Genomic DNA, 16,316 nt, shown 5'->3' with positions numbered 1-16,316 from the left:
CTTCGTTTAGTCGGAGTGGAGTATGCGAATTCAATACGGAGTTCTCTATGTCTCAAGAATCAAAAATTATTAAAATTGGCAACAAAATTGAAGTGGCTAACCACTTACCCTTTGTATTGTTCAGCGGTGTTAATGTTCTAGAGTCTCGTGATCTTGCGATGAAGGTTGCAGAAGAACATGTGAAAGTGACAGAAGCACTTGGCATACCATATGTTTTTAAAGGTTCTTTTGATAAGGCGAACCGCTCTTCTATCAACTCTTTTCGTGGTCCGGGTATGGAAGAGGGCCTTAACATTTTACAAGAGATCAAAGATACCTTTGGTGTTCCTGTGATTACCGATGTGCATGAAGAACACCAGTGTATGCCAGTCGCAGAAGTCGCCGATGTGATTCAATTACCGGCGTTTTTGTCTCGACAAACCGATCTAGTGGTGGCAATGGCGAAAACGGGTGCGGTAATTAACATTAAGAAAGCACAGTTTTTAGCTCCCCATGAAATGAAGCATATACTGACTAAGTGCGAAGAAGCGGGTAATAATAATCTGATGCTCTGTGAACGTGGCACCATGATGGGGTACAACAATCTTGTTGTTGATATGCTTGGTTTTGGTGAAATGAAAAAATATCATTATCCAGTCATGTTTGATGTGACCCATTCATTACAACGCCCTGGTGGCCGTGAAGATTCCGCTGATGGCCGCCGTGCTCAAGTAACAGAGCTTGCTCGTGCCGGTATGTCTTTGGGGTTATCTAGTTTGTTCTTAGAAACTCATCCAACACCTGATAGTGCTAAGTGCGATGGCCCATGCGCTTTACCTTTGGGCAAGTTGGCGCCCTTCTTAAAGCAAATGAAACAGCTTGATGAGCTGGTTAAAACCTTTGAAGTACTGGATACGAGCGTCTAAATCATGGATACGATGTTTCTGTCTTCATACCCAGATCTGGGTGATCCTGTGTTAATCACTAAGCTACAGTCTTTGAAACTGGTAGTGTTTGATGTGGATGGCGTCTTAACCGATGGCGGCTTATTTTACGGTGATCAGGGAGAAGCGATGAAACGCTTTAACGTAAAAGACGGTGTAGCCATGAAGTTATTGCCTAAATGGGGAATTCAGGTCGCAGTTATTACTGCTAAAGATTCTGTACCACTGCGCCAAAGAATGTCTGACCTTAACGTCGAGCATTTTTACCCCGGTTGTCATAACAAAGCCGCGGCGTTTGATGAATTAGTGGCTCGTTTAAGTGTGGAATCAGAAGAGGCTGCTTATATTGGTGACGATGTCATCGACCTTCAAGTCATGCCTAAAGTCGGTGTAGCTATGTGCCCCGCTGATGCCCATGTTTTGGTGCAGCGTTATTGTCCACTAGTATTAAATAAAGCCGCAGGCGAAGGCGTCGCCAGAGAAGTCGCAGATATCATTTTGTCTACCCGTATGTCATTAGAAGCTGCGTATGAATTCGCCCAAAAACCGGAGTTTGAAAAATAATGCCCCCAAAGTTTAACAATGATTCTTTGCCTGATTTTCATATTGTCATTCCTGCTCGATATGCATCTCAGCGCTTCCCTCAAAAACTCATGGCAGATCTAGGTGGCAAGCCCGTTTTGCAATGGGTTTATGAACTAGCATTAGGGGCTGGGGCTAAATCGGTTACTGTCGCTACGGATCATGAAGTGATAGAACAAGCGGCCATAGCGGTTGGCGCTCCTGTGGTGATGACCCGTGATGACCATGAAAATGGTACGGAACGGTTGGCTGAAGTAGCAGAAAAAATGGGCTGGCAGCAAGATGAAATCATCGTCAATGTGCAAGGTGATGAACCCTTTTTGCCCGTTGCATTAATTCATTCTGCGGTTGACGCTTTGAGCCGAGACAAGGAAGCCGAGATGGCTACCGCTGCCTGTAAAATAAGCAATGCCAAAGACTTCTTTAATCCTAACGTGGTAAAAGTGGTTTGTGATGAACAGCAGCGAGCGCTTTATTTTAGTCGGGCACCTATGCCATGGGACCGAGACGGCTTTACGCAAGATGCGACTAAGGCTGGTGAGTTAGCAGCAGACTTTCCTGCGTTTCGTCATATTGGGCTTTATGTATACCGCGCTAGTTTGTTAGCCAAATATGCCAGCCTACCCATGTCTCCCTTAGAGCGTTGGGAAAAGCTAGAACAGCTGAGATTTTTGCATCAAGGCATCAAGGTTCAGGTAGCTTTCACTGATACTTTACCTCCCCACGGTGTGGATACGCCGGAAGATTTAGAGGCACTGCGTACAAAATTGTCTTTAGATAACTTATAAAGCACAGGTTCTATTTTTATAAAACCATATTCTCTGGAGAGAATGCGGTTTTTTTACATGTAGAGATTAATGCTTAAAATGCACTTCCTATACTGAGTCTCCATTTGATATGTCTTGTATAAAGAGTTGATTTATTGTGTATTTATTGTGCAAGGCCATGATGTTTTTGCTAGTCTTATTTGAGTTCGTCGATTCTAATGTTGTGACACTTATTTTATGAAGGGTAGCCTAATGAAAAAGACTTTGATTTTTACCACCAGCTTATTAAGTTCTGCGGTTATGGCTGCGATGCCAGTTTATCAGCCGATAGGCTCTAGCTTCACCTTAGGTAGCTCGGTTAATCAAAGAGCGCTAGCCACGGCTTCTGCAAATCCAGCGGCACCCTTTCTTATGGTGAATGAGCAGGATGATGATAACTTTCGTTTTGGTATTATCGGCCCTATTGGTATAGGCGTTGAAATGGGGGACATCAGCGATTTAGGTGATCGAGTTGAGGAAATAGAAGATATTGTAGATATTAACTACCTTAATGCGATTAGTGGGGCGACTTCACAATCCGATGCTATTGCTAAGGCTAAAACCGCTGCTAATAATGCAGCGAGTAAAGTTGATGCTATTTTGGATGACATCGCCGAAGATGCCTATGTCAAAACTTCTATTAGTACTCAAGTTCCTTTTATGCCGATTATCTATAAAACAAAAGATAATGGCGCTTTCATGTTGGACGCAAGTGTTTCTGCAGTCGTTCGCGGTAGCTTGATTTCAGGTGATGTGACAACAGATTTTACAGATCTAACGGATATTCAAGTTACTACTAATTCCTCATTTTATGCTCAGACGGCTGTGGACTTGAATGTAGGTTTTGGTTATAGCCGAGAAGTTTGGAAGCCAGCAGAGGATCTGGGCCGATTAATTGGCGGTGTAAAAGCGAATGTGCATCAAATTTCTCTTGGCAGGGCTTTGGTTGCTTTAGACGATGATAATGTTGAGGTAGAGGATGCCCTTTCAGATGCAGCTTCTGATGACTCTGTAAGTAGTACAGGTGTCGGTTTAGATCTAGGGGCTATTTGGGTCGCTGATAATTATCATGTAGGCATCACACTGGCTAATATAAATGAACCTGAATTTGATGGCGTTGCTTTAGGTCAAAACTGCGCAAGCTCTGATCGAAGCTGTAATGTTGCAAATGGTTTTATTACAAGCGGAGAGTTGGAACAGAAGAGTGCTTATACGATGGAAATGCAGACGACCATTGAGGCTTCTGTGACATCTAAAAATAAGAGTTGGACGTTGGCAGGTTCTTATGATGCTAATTCCGTGAAAGATCCGGTAGGTGATGAATATCAATGGGGAGCTGTGTCTGTGTCTTATTATGGAGACTCACATTTCTTACCTGGCCTTCGAGCAGGTTACCGTCAAAACATGGCAGGTACGGAGTTGAGTTATGTCTCGGCTGGGTTAACCTTGTTGAAACGTTTAAACCTTGATGTGGCTGTCGCGACAGAAACGGTGACAGATGAGGATGGTGATGAAGTGCCTCGCAGTGCTTATATTTCTTTAGGTTATGGCACCGCGTTTTAAAAAAACGTCAAGATTTGATAAGACAGGCCGATAATGTTTAGCATTATCGGCCTTTTTATTAGTCACCATCAGGCCGGGTTCTCAATTGATTCGGGCAAGTGAATGAAAAAGTATTTAGTAACTTTTAGCATGGCTATACTAGGCTCTCATGCCTTGGCATCCCTACCTATTTATCAACCCATAGGAGCGAGCACTGCCTTAGGTGGTTATGCCAACCGACAAGCCTTTATGACCTCATTAGCGAATCCTGCGGCCCCTTACATGATGACCAATATTGAAAGTGCTAGAGTGGGATTTTTAGGACCACTGAGCCTAGGTTATGAAACCGGCGATATTAAAAATCTTGACGATAAAATTGATGAACTGGAAGGGATTTTAGAACTGGACTACAGTGCTTCTTATAATAATTTAAGTGCTACCGATTTAGCGAGTCTTGGATTAACGCTCAATTCAACCGATGCGGAAATCAGTGCTGCCTTGATCCAGGCTGATGCTGACGTCGCAGCAGCCATCAATCAAGCCAATGGCATTATCACCGAAATAGGCAAAACGGCCTATGTTAAGTTATCAGGGTCGGTACAAGCGCCCTTTATGCCGATTATTTATAAAACCAGCAATCGTGGTGCTTTTACACTAGATGCAAGTGCTTCTTTTGTTGGGCGGGTTGGTATTCTCTCTGATGATATTTCTGCGACTGTCTCCGGTTCTGATGTTGAACTGGTTTCTGACACCTCCGTCTATGTTAAGAGGGCGACAGATTATCGTTTTGGTTTAGGCTATAGCCAAGCGCTTGGTCGACCTATAAGTGGGGCCCTTATTCTTGGCGGTCGGCTTAATTTTCATAAAATGGCGTTAGGGCAAAAATTGTCTGTCTTGACCGATGAAGAGAATGATGCCGATGATGGTTTTGGTGATTTTTTATTTGAAAGAGAGAATGTTGAATCAGGTATCAGTTTAGATTTAGGGGCTATTTGGACTGCTCCCAATTACCAGTTAGGTGCTTCATTAGCCAATGTGAATGAGCCTGAGTTTGATTTTGCAGAGTTAGGTAATTGCAGTGGCTTGTCTGGTTCTGAGTTAACGAGCTGTAATGCTGCGGTACGTTTGTCTAATGGAGGCAAGTTGGATTTAAAAGAAACTTATAAAATGAGAGCCCAATTGACCTTGGATGCCGCCGTTATGACAACGGATCAGAATTGGTCTCTTGCTGTTTCCTATGATGCGAATCATATTGCTGATCCTGTAGGGGATGAATATCAATGGGAGGTCATTTCTTTATCCTATTTTAATGATGATCTTTTGTTGCCTGGAATCCGAGTGGGTTACAGAAGGAATCATGTGGGCAGTAAGTTAAGGTATATTACGGCAGGCGCTACTCTATTTAGACGTTTAGAACTTGATCTCGCCTATGGATTAGATAAATTTACCCATGATGGGAGCTCTTTACCCCGTAGCCTTTATTTCTCTGTCGGTTACAGTTTTGGTTTTTAGGTGTCATGATAGCCAGATTAAACGAGAATAGTTTGGCTCGGAGTGATAATGGCTTGTAATGGCACATCCCAGTTTTCTATTGGTAAGCTTTTGACTTGCTGGCAATCATGAGCCAAACCAATTAAAAGTGGTGCTTCGGCGCTGTTTTTATCTGCAAAGGTACGGTCATAAAATCCCCCACCCATACCAAGTCGGCCACCTTGCTCGTCAAATCCAACCAAGGGTAAAACAACCAAATCTAATTCATTCCCTTCTTTGTAGAGAGTCGTAATGGGCTCTTTGATGCCAAAGCGATTCTCTTGCCAGATTGTGTCAGGAGTGTAGGAAGCAAAAACAAGGTGTTTGTCTTTCACCACAGGAAGGTAGGTGTGCAGCCCTTGTAGCCAGAGATATTCGCATAACAAATGCGGAGAAATCTCACCGTCGTTGGTTAGATAGAGAGCAATGTGCTTTATGTCAGAAAGGTAAGGGATGATACGCTCAACAATCTGTTGGGCTGCTGTCTGTTGCTCATCTGCAGATAAATGTCGTCTTGCTTGTCGCAGCTGGCGACGCAGTCTTTGTCTGGAATCTAGAAGTGAGGTCATAAAAGGGTTTCCCAAGTTGCCGTTTCGGCTATTGGCCTTGAACCCAGTGGTTCAAGGTGGAAAGAACTGTGACTTTTTAGGCTTTCCGACGCACGGACATGCACACCAAACCAACAGGCTCTCTCCGGGGTATTACTCATAGGCTCAAGGGCGTTAAGCCGCCTCGAACAACCCAGGAAACAAGCGAAGTATAGAGTAACTTCTAATAGAAATCACGTTACGACCTGGTCGTTTTTTTGACCTACATGAAGAAAATTCGTGTTCCCCACCGACATTCAAAGAAAGCTGCTCAAAGAGTGTACCCGAGAGGTTGTTCTTTAACCTGTTTTGGTTTGATGTGTTAAGGCATCATCCAGCTGTGAAGTCAGTTCTCGCAACTGTTGCTCGTTAGAGCGGACATGTTTTTTACTAGAAAGCATATCGTGAGTAATATTCAATGCAGCTAATACGGCCATTTTTTCAACGCCGTTTATTTTTCCACCATCTTTAATTTCCTGCATTTGATTGTTGAGATAATCCGCTGCTTCTTTTAAATCTGCTTCGTGCCCTTTGGGGCAATTTATCTTGTAAGTTTGTCCCAGTATCTCTACTGCGACCGTTGGCTTATCCATATTGACTCCATTTGATAGCAAGGCCCACAAAAAAATGGTCTGTTTTCCATCATTGAGTAGTGAATAGCATTTTATGCTGCGGGTAAATTCGTTACAATTCGCAATCCACTTTATTCACACTGTTTATAGCAAATTGACGCCAATATGGAAATCAACCCGATACTTTCTAAGATAAAAGACCTATCCGAACGTGCACTAACGCTTCGGGGGTATCTTTGACTACGAGTCAAAGAAAGAACGACTAGAAGAAGTCAACCGAGAACTGGAAGACCCAGAGGTTTGGAACGATCCTGATTATGCTCAAAAACTAGGTCAAGAGCGCGCTTCATTAGAAGCTGTTGTAGAAACCTTGGACAGCATGGAGTCTGGAGTTAATGATTCCAAAGAACTGTTGGAGATTGCGGTTGAAGAAGACGATGAAGAGTCAGTAGAAGCGGTTCAGCTCGAACTGGAAGAACTGGATGCTCTATTAGCGAAGTTAGAATTTCGTCGCATGTTTTCCCATGAAATGGATCCAAGTAATGCCTTTCTAGATATTCAATCTGGTTCAGGTGGTACCGAAGCTCAAGATTGGGCAAATATCCTATTGCGTATGTATTTACGTTGGGGTGAAGATAAAGGTTTTAAAGTCGAATTAATGGAAGTGTCAGCAGGTGATGTGGCGGGTATTAAATCTGCCACGATTCGCTTTGAAGGGGAATACGCCTTCGGTTGGTTACGCACCGAAACTGGCGTGCATCGTCTGGTGCGTAAATCACCTTTTGATTCAGGTAACCGCCGCCATACATCCTTTGCCTCTGTGTTTGTTTCCCCTGAAATTGATGACAACGTAGAGATAGAAATTAATCCAGCGGACATTCGTACCGATACATATCGTTCATCAGGGGCGGGTGGCCAGCACGTAAATACCACGGACTCTGCGGTACGTATTACTCATGAGCCGACAGGCATTGTTGTACAGTGTCAGAATCAGCGTTCTCAACACGCGAACCGTGATTTTGCTATGAAGCAGCTGCGCGCTAAATTATACGAATTTGAAATGATGAAGCGTAATGAAGCGGCACAAATAGTGGAAGACAATAAGTCTGATATCGGTTGGGGTAGCCAGATTCGCTCTTACGTATTGGACGCCTCTCGAATTAAAGACCTACGAACTGGAGTAGAAAGCTCAAATACAGGCGCTGTATTAGATGGCAACCTTGACCAGTTTATTGTCGCAAGTTTAAAGCAAGGCCTATAAAGCGCCTTAATCAATTTATAAACATTTAAAGAGCAATAGCAAAATCATGGCTAACGAAAACAACACTGCAGCAACACAGCAAGCTGACGATAACCGCCTAGTCGCAGAACGTCGTACTAAATTGGCGGCAATTCGTGAAGAGCGTAATGCTTACCCAAATGACTTCCGCCCTAATGCTTATGCAGCGGATTTACAGGCAGAATTTGGTGAGATTGAAAAGCCAGCGCTTGAAGAAAAAGATCACAAAGTCAGCATTGCGGGCCGTATTGTTCGTAATCGTGGTGCTTTCATGTTGTTACAAGACATGACAGGCCAAATTCAAGCCTATGTTAATCGTAAAGCCTTGAGCCCAGAGCTATTGGCAGATCAAAAAACATGGGACCTAGGTGATATTATTGGTATCACAGGCCCAGTACATAAGTCAGGTAAAGGCGACTTGTACATTGATATGCAATCTGCGCAGCTATTGACTAAGTCTTTGCGTCCATTGCCAGACAAACATCATGGCCTAGCGGACATGGAAATGCGTTACCGTCAGCGTTACGTAGATTTGATTGTAAATGAAGAATCCCGTGATACCTTCCAAGTACGTTCAAAAATTATTTCTACTATTCGACGCTTCCTTGAAGACCGTCGTTTTATGGAAGTAGAAACCCCAATGCTGCAAGTGATTCCGGGTGGTGCGACCGCGCGTCCATTTATTACTCATCACAATGCAATGGACATGAGTATGTACCTGCGTATTGCCCCAGAGCTTTATTTGAAACGTTTGGTTGTTGGCGGCTTTGAACGTGTGTTTGAGATAAACCGCAACTTCCGTAATGAAGGCACGTCTACTCGTCATAATCCAGAATTCACCATGATCGAATTCTACCAAGCCTATGCGGATTACAAAGACCTAATGGACTTAACCGAAGACATGCTTCGTACTGTTGCCGAAAAAGTGCTAGGCACAACAACCGTGACTTACCAAGGATCAGAATATGACTTTGGTGCGCCATTTGTTCGTATGACCATGTTGGAGTCTATTCTTCATTACAACCCAGAATTGAAAGTAGAAGACCTAGACACCTTAGAAAAAGCGACGGAAGTGGCTAAGAAGCTACACATTGATGTGAAACCGATCTGGGGCTTGGGCAAACTTTGGACAGAAATCTTTGAAGAAACTGCTGAGAGCAAATTGGATCAGCCAACTTTTATCACAGAATATCCAGCAGAAGTATCGCCATTGGCGCGTCGAAATGACGACAATGACTTTATTACTGATCGCTTTGAATTCTTTGTCGGTGGCCGTGAAATCGCTAACGGTTTCTCGGAGCTTAATGATCCAGAAGACCAAGCCGAGCGTTTCAAGCGTCAAGTGGCTGAAAAAGACGCGGGTGATGATGAAGCTATGCATTATGATGCCGACTACATTAATGCTCTAGAATACGGCTTACCTCCGACGGCAGGTGAAGGCATCGGTATTGACCGTTTGGTGATGCTATTTACTGATGCACCTTCGATCCGTGACGTATTGTTGTTTCCTCATATGCGTCCTCAAGACTAGTTTTAGGCCGGATAGCAAAACGTAATACATAAAGAAGGCCTCAATTGAGGCCTTCTTTTGTTTGAACTCTCTACATTTTATGAAAAACAATGGAGCTTTCCATGAGTCGTTTTTGGACAGATAAAATCGCTTCTCTTGACCCGTATGTGCCGGGTGAGCAACCGCAAGATAAAAAATACATCAAACTGAATACCAACGAGAGCCCATATTCGCCTTCGCCTAACGCAATTAGTGCTATGGCAGCGGAAGTAAACGAAAGTCTACGTTTATATCCAGATCCAAACTGTATGACCCTAAAAACAGCATTGGCAAAAAACTACGGCTTAGCAGCTAATCAAGTGTTTGTAGGTAATGGTTCCGATGAAGTCTTAGCGCTCGCATTTATGGGGTATTTTTCTAATGGCAAACCCTTAGCTTTTGCCGATATTACCTACAGTTTTTATAAGGTTTACGCTGGCTTGTATGGCATTGAACCTAAGTTGATCCCATTAACTGATAGCTTTGATATCGAACCAAGGGATTACCAAAACCTAGACGTATCAGGCGTGGTGGTGACTAACCCCAATGCGCCAACCGGTAAAGCTCTGTCTTTATCAGATATAGAAGTGATTCTAAAAGCTAACTCAGATGTGGTGGTATTAGTAGACGAAGCCTACGTGGACTTTGGGGCCCAAAGTGCCATCTCCTTGATCAACCAATACCCGAACTTATTAGTTGTGCAAACCTTATCCAAATCCCGTGCTTTGGCGGGGATTCGTGTGGGTTATGCATTAGGCCACCTAGACTTGATCGAAGGGTTAGAGCGGTTGAAGAACTCATTCAATTCTTACCCCATTGACCGCATTGCTTTAGCGGGTGCGACGGCTGCGGTGGAAGACGACGCTTACCTGCAGAAAATCTGTGCCAAAACGATGGCTACTCGCGAACAGTCGGTTAAAGACCTAGAAGCGTTGGGCTTTGAAATCGTCCCGTCGGCGACTAACTTTGTGTTTGTGACTCACCCAGAAAAAGACGCCGAAAGTATTTACCTTGCCTTGAAAGAGCAGGGTATTTTAGTGCGTTACTTTGGTAAAAAACCACGTATCGGTAACCATCTTAGAATCACTATTGGCACAGAGGAAGAAATGGCGGCATTGATCATTGCATTGCAGCAGGTATAAAAGGTTTTAATTATCTTAGATGAAAATCTGCTTTTGCGGCTTTTAGTAATAAATACACAGGGCAGTCATCGTCGAGGTTTGTCGTTGATGGGTGTCAGATTTGCTAACCATTAGGCAGAAGCTGTTTGTAGGTTTTCTATTCTTAGCTCTAATTCGGCTCGAGGCATTTCTACATTTCCTTTAGCCGCTTCTTTCTTCCAATCGGATAGTACCTGTAATGCATGTTTTTGGTCATCTGATACTATCTGTAAATCAACATTAAGTTCGTATCTATGGGTCATCGTTTTTTTGTCATGTTCAAAAAAGTATTTGATTCTTTGAGAGGTTCTTTCAAAAATTTGTTTTTGCTTGGCATCTAAATGTTTTTGCTTTTGACATATTCGAATCAATGAAACTAAATGTTTGATATAGATATCAGGGGGGTTAACGAAAGAGTGTTTTGCCAAAGCGATGGCTTTTCTGTATGCGGTTTCTGCTAATTCATAGTCTTGTAGATCCATGCTAAGTTGGGCCAGTAACGCTTGTCGAGTAATGTTTTGAGGGGCTTTATCAACTGATTTTATCAGCATTTGTTGTGCGTCTTTGAACCTGTCTTGAGCAAGGAAGCATTTAGCCAGCCAATCGTAAGCGTTAACAAAGAACTGATTATCAAAGGTAAGTTGTCTAAAGTTATTTTCTGCCTCTGTAAACTTCTTTTGTAGAAACTGAATTTTTGCTTTGCCGAATAAGGCCCATGGCATTTGTCTATCGTTTAGGACATCGTTGTAGACTTTTAACGCCTTGTCGTATTGCTTAAGTTCTACATAGCATTCGCACAAAATTCGTTGACATTTACCCTTAAGAAAAGGGTGTGTTTCGATAGAGGTTAGGCATTCGTCAATGGCTTTTTGATAGTCTTTTTTGTCTAAAGCGGTATTAATTCCAATGAGTTTTTCCTTATTTTCAACGAGACTTATAATTCTTCGATGAAGTAAGGCCTGAGAGAAAGGTTTTGCAATGTAGCCATCAGGTTGGAATTCAACAGCGCCCATGACCATTTCCATGGATGTTTCTGCGGTAACCATAATGTAGGTAGAAGTGTTGGGTATAAGCTTAGCTGTTCTCACTTCTTCGAGGATTTGCTGGCCATTTTTACCTTTACCAAGGTTATAGTCAGACATAACAATGTCATAAGTATTTTTGTTTAATAGTTCAAGTGCTGTATCAGCCTTTGCTACGATATCTACATTGCTGAAGCCAAGCTCAAGTAGCATTTTTTTTTGTATTACTCTTGCTTCTGAAAGGTCTTCGATAACTAGAACTTTCTTTTTTGTAAAATCAATTGTCATGTTCATTTTCCAATTGTCGAGCCTGAATGGTGTTTTGGAATGAATAAAGGGCTCTGAGCGATTTAGGTATTTTTAACCTAATCTCTTGATACTTATTGTAATTGTAGGTGACCTTATCTTTTTAAGCCTACTAAGCCATACAAGATATTTGTTATTTTTAGTCATTTTTGAGTGCTGTGTTAATCCGACTTGGACTAATAAGAGGAGAGATTGACGACGATATCGAGATTAATGCACTTAGTCATTTGCAGAGAAAAGCGATGTTGTGGAATAAATAGGTTTAAGGAAGGAGCCTGTGTCTTTATCTCTGCTTTCGCCAGAGCATGAGGCGGCTATTGATGCTGGTGAAGTTAAGGTTATCAAGCTAAAACGAGTGAGATATTAGATGCTAACAGGCTGTATCTTTTAGTTAGAAGCTCATTTCAATAAACCAATAATATGTGTATCCAGCGAGTAAGGCTGGTACGGTGGAGTAGAGTGTGGCGAGTAACGCGGCTTTAGGAGCTAAGGCAATAGCGGGAAAGAGTGCATCGCCATCGTTACTAATGGCATTAGCAAGTTGTGCTGATAGAGGTATCGCCCCTTGTAAGTATAAGCCCGTCACCATGATTTGAGGGCCACATCCAGGTAATAAACCCACCATGGCTGCAAAGAAGACTGTTGTGCTTCCCCAGAGTTTCAGTGAGTTAAGTATGTCATCACCAGCAATAAGAAGAGTGAGTTCAAAGAGGATAAAAGCCACCACAACCCAGCTAGTGACAAATTGAGTGTCTTGCGCCACTTTTCGAATCCAGTGTTGCGGGAGAACGTTATCATTCTCTTTTGTTAATTCAGAGTAGTGATCATTTTTAGCTGACAAGGCCCATAGCATTAGGCATATAAACCCAGTGATAGCACCTAGGCACTCTATTGATTTCTCAGACAACCCTAGTAAATGATTAACATCCTGTTGCATGGCAAGTAGTAGAGCAATGATGCTTGCAGGAATAATTAATAGGCCCCAAAACGCTGTACTGAAGCGGTTGATGCCTATCTCAAAATAATTCAGGTGTTGTAGTGTTGCTGCTTTTTGTTGATCTATTGGCTTTTTAGCGTCGTGTTTTGGGGCCGGTAAAAACCAATCGGCCACAAGTCCTGATAAGATCCCTACTATGATACTAATAGAGAGCACAATGGCGGCGTCTCTTGGCCGTTGACTAATCAATAAAAAAGCCGCATCTCCCATGGTACTGGTAAGTACAGCCACCACGGCGCCAAAGCCGATTTTACCTTGGGTATATTGAGTGATCACGACAATCGCGCCGCCACATCCAGGCAAAATTCCCATTAGGCCGGCGAAGATGATTTCGCGGTAAGACTTTTGTCGCATCCAATTTTGTAGGGGAGTGGCATTCAGGTTGTGGCTTATGCCGTAGTAGAGTGCCAGTGTCAGCGCGACAAAGGCGGAAACTTGTAAAAAAGCATCCGCTAATACAGAGAAAACGATTTCACGCAAGTTGGGAATAAGCCAAAGTATGGCAAGTGCTAACGGGATTATCATCCGTTTATTGGTGAACCCTTCTACAAGAGTGTGATTTGGTTTTACAAACAAGGTTTTGGTTTCAATTGGCATAAGTAAAAAACATAATTCATTTGCAAATGATTATCGTTTATATGTATGTGGTTATGCAAGACAAGGTAGAAAAATTGACAGAAAGGCGTTATCTATTTTCATGACACTTTATATTGTTAACGGTTTTTAGCATGTGGTTTAGTGTAGAGAAGCTATCAAGTGTCTTATTCTACAAATGTCTATAGGGTTAAGAGGTTGCTTCTTGTTCTAGTTAACGTGCTTGGGCTGGCAATTACTATGTTTGCCCCATGGACGTTTTAATAGCTGGCTTATTGTATTGGGGCTGTTGAGGAATTAGGTAGTTAACTATCTTAAGGGTAACGGCGGTTAGCTAAGGTTAATCCTTTATCCATTTAACTAATTGCTGACATAGCCACTCTGGGTTATCTAATGGGATATCGTGACCATCCAATGGGTTTTCTATAAGCGTTTCGTTCCATTTTTTTGCGATGGCTTGAGTGGCTTTATAGCTGACTAATCTATCTAAGCGGGATGAAATAAAGAGTAATTTGCAGTTTGGTTTTTCTGCTTCGAACTTTAGCGCCGCTGAGAACTGACGGAAAAAATTTTTTCTTCTCATTGGGTGTGCTTGATTAATGGCTACCCAGTCTTCTATCACTTTTACATCCAATGCCTTATTAGACACCATAGAATAAATTAACCTTTCTTTTTGGTGCGGGGAGGAGAATAGTGCGCGCAAAATAGTCACGTAGTTTTTTAATATAAGACGGTGATAGAAAGGACTAAAACCTTTTGCATTGGTGTTGATGCAAACTAGGTGATCAACTTCTTCTGGGTAGAGCTCAGCCCATTTTAGGGCAATCATGCCACCCATTGAGATTGAGATAATATTGAATTTTTTAGATCTGTTTAATTGTGATCGAATACTTTCAACCATACCTTCTATAGAGGAAGGGGAGTCTTGAAAAAATAAATCCCCTGCACCTGGAATATCAACACTGATGACATTTTGATTTGGAAAAAAGCTTTGTAGGGTGTCAGGAAATGCCCCCCAATGATACTTTCCGCGAAATAACCCTCTAATCAATATGATGTCTGAAGCCATCGTCCTTTACTCCATAAATTAAATGTCTTTTATTGCATTAAAAACTAGCATGAGCTCTCTTAGCTCACCCAGTTAGCCAGTTGTAAACAGGTACCTCGCAATAAAACTCGTGAGCTTAGGCTGTCGCCATCGACAACAATCAGTTCAAGGCTATTATTTACGGCTTTCCATTGCGCAGCGGTTAAATTCATTTTCTTGATTCCTACTGCCAATTTAGTCAGCTGAATGAAACTGCCAGTCTCCCGTTCAATTGCCCAAAGTGTGGCATTACTTAGGTCTTGGTTCGGTGTTCGCTCGTTCCAGCGAAACTCTAAACGCGAGGGAGATTTCTCTGTTTTTGAATAGGCGCTAATAACGAGTGGGGGCTCCGTTGAGGCCTGCTGTGACTGCATGACAGCAAGGTAAGATAAGGTGCCAGTGGATGTTGTTTGTTGAGTGGGGGAGTTAAATGGCATGGTAATGAATATGATTAATGCTGTAATAGAAGCAAACGCAGCCCCTTGCCATAGCAAAACGGACTTCCACCAAATCATCACTTGTTCTAATAAAGTACTTGAAGGGGCTTGGTTTTCGCTTTGAATTCGGGCTAAGACCTTTTGCTTTAAGCCAGCTGGAGCCGGCACTTCTTCCGGAATCTCGTTTAAAGGTGCTAGTCGTACTTGCCAGTGGATGACTTCTTGCTCAAAAGTGGCATCGTACTTTATAAAAGCTTCTACTCGCTTTTTTACCTGATTGCTCAATAGTCCCATGGCGTATTGTCCAGCCAAGTGTTCGCGAACGACGGGGTTTTGGTATTTTAGGCTTCTAAACATTCGCGTAACTCCTTCAACCCACGTCGTATCCACGATTTCAACGTACCTAGTGGCGCGTCAAATTTTTTTACCAGCTCAGAATGAGACGAGCCATACACATAAGCATGAACGATCACATTTTGTTGTTCTGCTCTGATGGTTTGTAAACATCGATTTAGGTCAATGTGCTCAGGCCACAGGGTTGCTTCACTTTCACTAAAAGCCTCTGGAACTTCTTCATCACTGGTTTCTTGTAAGCGCTGCCGTTGACGAACACGATCGATTGCTTGGTTACGAGTTAATTGACACAGCCAAGACCAAGCGGAGCCTAGATCCGCTCTATGTTGTTCTGCATTGAGCCAAATCTTATGGTAAGCCTCTTGTAAAGCATCAGTGGCTAATGCTTGGTCTGGTATGATTTTTAATACCAGGCCATACAATTTAGCATTTGTTAACTCATAGAGTTTTTCAAAAGACGGCTGATGTTGCAGTTTTACTTGCGCCAGCGCCTGTTCTACTTCTCGTTTCCAAGCATCATTAGTCAAGAATGAAAAAGCCTCGTTATTGATTTTTTAAGAGAGCGAACCATACGTTTTTAGCACCATTTCCTTTGGTATCGCCTTTTTTACTGTCACCACTCCAAGTATAGAGTGGTTGGTTTTTGTATGCCCACTGTAAAATACCGTCGTCACGTTTGTTTACCGTGAATTCTCCCCATGTTTTAGCATTTTTTTGTGCCTCAAAGGGGATCCAAATAGCAGAGCAACCATCATAGCAGTGAGATTTTGCTTCTTCATCAACTTTGAAGGTATACAGTGTTTTACCGTTTGCTGTCGCAAATACTTTACCAATAGAAGTATCTACTAGGCTAACGACCGAGTTGGCTTTATACGTTGTGCTATTGGCATATCCGCCAGCATAACCTTTTGATGAACAGGCACTTAATACAATAACGGAAAGAAGAGAGGTGAGCATAAGGGTTTTAATATTCATGGTGTTTTCCTATT

The 16,316-nt window shown here is 42.6% G+C and carries 16 protein-coding genes and 1 other RNA gene; 8 read left to right on the top strand and 9 right to left on the bottom strand.

Annotation, left to right across the window (positions count from 1 at the left end; genetic code table 11):
* Nucleotides 1-47: 47 nt before the first annotated feature.
* From kdsA to traF (I8J31_RS04270), 5 genes are all read left to right on the top strand, one after another.
* Nucleotides 48-905 carry a 3-deoxy-8-phosphooctulonate synthase gene (kdsA, locus tag I8J31_RS04290; RefSeq protein WP_199467055.1) on the top strand — a complete coding sequence of 286 codons (858 nt, stop codon included), beginning with the start codon at nucleotides 48-50 and terminating at the stop codon, nucleotides 903-905.
* A gap of 3 nt (nucleotides 906-908) precedes the next feature.
* Nucleotides 909-1,487, top strand: coding sequence for a KdsC family phosphatase (locus I8J31_RS04285; protein ID WP_199467054.1), 579 nt, complete (start codon nucleotides 909-911; stop codon nucleotides 1,485-1,487).
* A complete protein-coding gene (gene kdsB / locus I8J31_RS04280) occupies nucleotides 1,487-2,293 on the top strand; it encodes a 3-deoxy-manno-octulosonate cytidylyltransferase (RefSeq protein WP_199467053.1) in 807 nt (268 codons plus the stop codon). Before I8J31_RS04285 ends, kdsB begins: the two co-directional genes overlap by 1 nt.
* A gap of 231 nt (nucleotides 2,294-2,524) precedes the next feature.
* Nucleotides 2,525-3,874 (top strand): conjugal transfer protein TraF, encoded by a 1,350-nt coding sequence (gene traF, locus I8J31_RS04275; RefSeq protein ID WP_199467052.1) that lies wholly within the window; start codon nucleotides 2,525-2,527, stop codon nucleotides 3,872-3,874.
* A 129-nt stretch (nucleotides 3,875-4,003) separates the two neighbouring features.
* A complete protein-coding gene (gene traF, locus I8J31_RS04270; RefSeq protein WP_199467051.1) occupies nucleotides 4,004-5,365 on the top strand; it encodes a conjugal transfer protein TraF in 1,362 nt (453 codons plus the stop codon).
* 17 nt (nucleotides 5,366-5,382) lie between these two features.
* Here traF (I8J31_RS04270) and I8J31_RS04265 read toward each other — a convergent pair whose 3' ends face one another.
* The 3 genes from I8J31_RS04265 to I8J31_RS04255 all read right to left on the bottom strand — a co-directional run bounded on the left by I8J31_RS04265 (nucleotide 5,383) and on the right by I8J31_RS04255 (nucleotide 6,563).
* Complete coding sequence (locus I8J31_RS04265; RefSeq protein ID WP_199467050.1) at nucleotides 5,383-5,952, bottom strand: 5-formyltetrahydrofolate cyclo-ligase; 570 nt, start codon at nucleotides 5,950-5,952, stop codon at nucleotides 5,383-5,385.
* 4 nt (nucleotides 5,953-5,956) lie between these two features.
* Nucleotides 5,957-6,134, bottom strand: a non-coding RNA gene (ssrS, locus tag I8J31_RS04260) — 6S RNA.
* A 135-nt stretch (nucleotides 6,135-6,269) separates the two neighbouring features.
* Complete coding sequence (locus tag I8J31_RS04255) at nucleotides 6,270-6,563, bottom strand: cell division protein ZapA (protein WP_199467049.1); 294 nt, start codon at nucleotides 6,561-6,563, stop codon at nucleotides 6,270-6,272.
* A 144-nt stretch (nucleotides 6,564-6,707) separates the two neighbouring features.
* Here I8J31_RS04255 and prfB point away from each other — a divergent pair.
* From prfB to hisC, 3 genes are all read left to right on the top strand, one after another.
* Nucleotides 6,708-7,803 (top strand): peptide chain release factor 2 gene (gene prfB / locus I8J31_RS04250; RefSeq protein ID WP_199467048.1). Its coding sequence is split into 2 segments (ribosomal slippage): nucleotides 6,708-6,779 and nucleotides 6,781-7,803, totalling 1,095 coding nucleotides; the frame shifts between segments, so codons are not numbered across the junction.
* Nucleotides 7,804-7,849: 46 nt separating this feature from the next.
* The gene (lysS, locus tag I8J31_RS04245; protein ID WP_199467047.1) at nucleotides 7,850-9,352 is read left to right on the top strand and encodes a lysine--tRNA ligase; all 1,503 of its coding nucleotides are present in this window, start codon (nucleotides 7,850-7,852) and stop codon (nucleotides 9,350-9,352) included.
* Between the two features lie 101 nt (nucleotides 9,353-9,453).
* Nucleotides 9,454-10,512, top strand: a complete 1,059-nt coding sequence (gene hisC, locus I8J31_RS04240) for a histidinol-phosphate transaminase (protein ID WP_199467046.1) — start codon at nucleotides 9,454-9,456, stop codon at nucleotides 10,510-10,512.
* A 110-nt stretch (nucleotides 10,513-10,622) separates the two neighbouring features.
* On the opposite strand, the gene I8J31_RS04235 is transcribed toward hisC, so the two are convergent.
* The 6 genes from I8J31_RS04235 to I8J31_RS04210 form a co-directional block, all read right to left on the bottom strand.
* Entirely contained in the window at nucleotides 10,623-11,840 is a 1,218-nt protein-coding gene (locus tag I8J31_RS04235) for a response regulator (RefSeq protein WP_199467045.1), read from the bottom strand.
* A gap of 409 nt (nucleotides 11,841-12,249) precedes the next feature.
* Nucleotides 12,250-13,380 carry a putative manganese transporter gene (locus I8J31_RS04230; protein WP_233402571.1) on the bottom strand — a complete coding sequence of 377 codons (1,131 nt, stop codon included), beginning with the start codon at nucleotides 13,378-13,380 and terminating at the stop codon, nucleotides 12,250-12,252.
* A 409-nt stretch (nucleotides 13,381-13,789) separates the two neighbouring features.
* A complete protein-coding gene (locus I8J31_RS04225) occupies nucleotides 13,790-14,518 on the bottom strand; it encodes an alpha/beta fold hydrolase (protein WP_199467043.1) in 729 nt (242 codons plus the stop codon).
* Nucleotides 14,519-14,577: 59 nt separating this feature from the next.
* On the bottom strand, nucleotides 14,578-15,330 hold the full coding sequence (locus I8J31_RS04220) for an anti-sigma factor (protein ID WP_199467042.1): 753 nt from the start codon (nucleotides 15,328-15,330) through the stop codon (nucleotides 14,578-14,580).
* Nucleotides 15,315-15,854 carry a sigma-70 family RNA polymerase sigma factor gene (locus I8J31_RS04215; protein WP_199467041.1) on the bottom strand — a complete coding sequence of 180 codons (540 nt, stop codon included), beginning with the start codon at nucleotides 15,852-15,854 and terminating at the stop codon, nucleotides 15,315-15,317. Before I8J31_RS04215 ends, I8J31_RS04220 begins: the two co-directional genes overlap by 16 nt.
* Nucleotides 15,855-15,870: 16 nt before the next feature.
* Nucleotides 15,871-16,302 carry a COG4315 family predicted lipoprotein gene (locus tag I8J31_RS04210; RefSeq protein ID WP_199467040.1) on the bottom strand — a complete coding sequence of 144 codons (432 nt, stop codon included), beginning with the start codon at nucleotides 16,300-16,302 and terminating at the stop codon, nucleotides 15,871-15,873.
* Nucleotides 16,303-16,316: the final 14 nt, after the last annotated feature.

The sequence above is a fragment of the Marinomonas transparens genome (assembly GCF_016463975.1).
Lineage (GTDB): Bacteria > Pseudomonadota > Gammaproteobacteria > Pseudomonadales > Marinomonadaceae > Marinomonas > Marinomonas transparens.
The sequence above is the reverse complement of the archived record's forward strand: the minus strand, read 5'-3'. Positions and strand labels throughout refer to the sequence as shown.